Origin of the sequence: Campylobacter concisus, assembly GCF_902460875.1 — a bacterium.
Taxonomy (GTDB): Bacteria; Campylobacterota; Campylobacteria; order Campylobacterales; family Campylobacteraceae; genus Campylobacter_A; species Campylobacter_A concisus_AA.
On the sequence record NZ_CABPVR010000014.1, the window covers coordinates 1 to 1,117 of the forward strand.

Annotated in this window: 1 protein-coding gene; it reads left to right on the plus strand. The window is 30.8% G+C overall.

The annotated features are described in order from the left end of the window. A partial coding sequence (locus F3H01_RS09265; protein ID WP_410470359.1) for a glycoside hydrolase family 19 protein occupies positions 1–1,011 on the plus strand: 1,011 nt, incomplete at its 5' end. Positions 1,012–1,117 lie beyond the last annotated feature (106 nt).

A 1,117-nucleotide genomic window follows, 5' to 3' on the forward strand; every position in this document is an offset into this window, starting at 1 on the left:
GTTATATATGAGTTTGAGCATGCTATAAAAGAGAAGACATTTGATGCTAAATTAAAGCTTAGTGATAATAAAGACGATGCTTTAATAAAAAATGATAATTACTTATATATAAATAAAAATATCTCATCAAATGAGATAAGTATCTATGAAGATGATAAGCTAAGCAAAGAGCTAAAAAGTGATGAGAAGACAAATAAGAGCTATCAAATTTATGCAAAAGAAGAGATCTCTAGTAATAATCAGTCTAATGCAGATAAATATGATAAGCTTGGTATAAATTTATTAAGTAAAGAGAATATGGATAAATTTATTAACTCTTTTAATGAATCAAAGAGTTTAACTAGGGTAGATAAAGGTATGTGGAAAGATGGAGATGAGGGAGTAAATGTTTTAATAGAGATCAAAGACTATCCTTTTACGCTAAGTATGCTAAAGCAGGTATTTACCAATATAAAAACAAATCAAGAATATATCTTGCAAGAGATGGTGGATGAGCTAAATAGAAAAGATGATGATGACGGAATTCAAATGTATGTAAAATATAAGCTTGATACTAGAAATAGATTGGAACATTTTTTTGGGCAAGCCTATAAGGAGGTTGGAGGAAATAGACTTCAATTAAGCGAGAATATATTATATAAAAACGCAGATAGACTTAGAGCTGTTTTTAGAAGCAAATTTAAAGAAAATCCAAATAAAGCGGACGAACTTATTGCTATTGAAGAAGAGGATAGACCTAAAGCCATAGCTAACTATGTTTATAGCGATAAAAATGGCAATCAAGGCGGAGATGATGGTTGGAATTTCATAGGCAGGGGCTTTTTTCATTTAACTGGGAGAAGCGGCTACTCAAATTTCAATAACTATATTAATAAAAACTTTAATACTGAAGATAATATAGTGGAAAATCCAACTTTAGTAGCCGAATATGGAAAGTACGCGATAATGAGTGCTGCTTGGTTTTGGCTTTCCAACAATTTGCACAAAATAGCAGATGAGAGCTGTTTTTAGAAGCAAATTTAAAGAAAATCCAAATAAAGCGGACGAACTTATTGCTATTGAAGAAGAGGATAGACCTAAAGCCATAGCTAACTATGTTTATAGCGATAAAAATGGC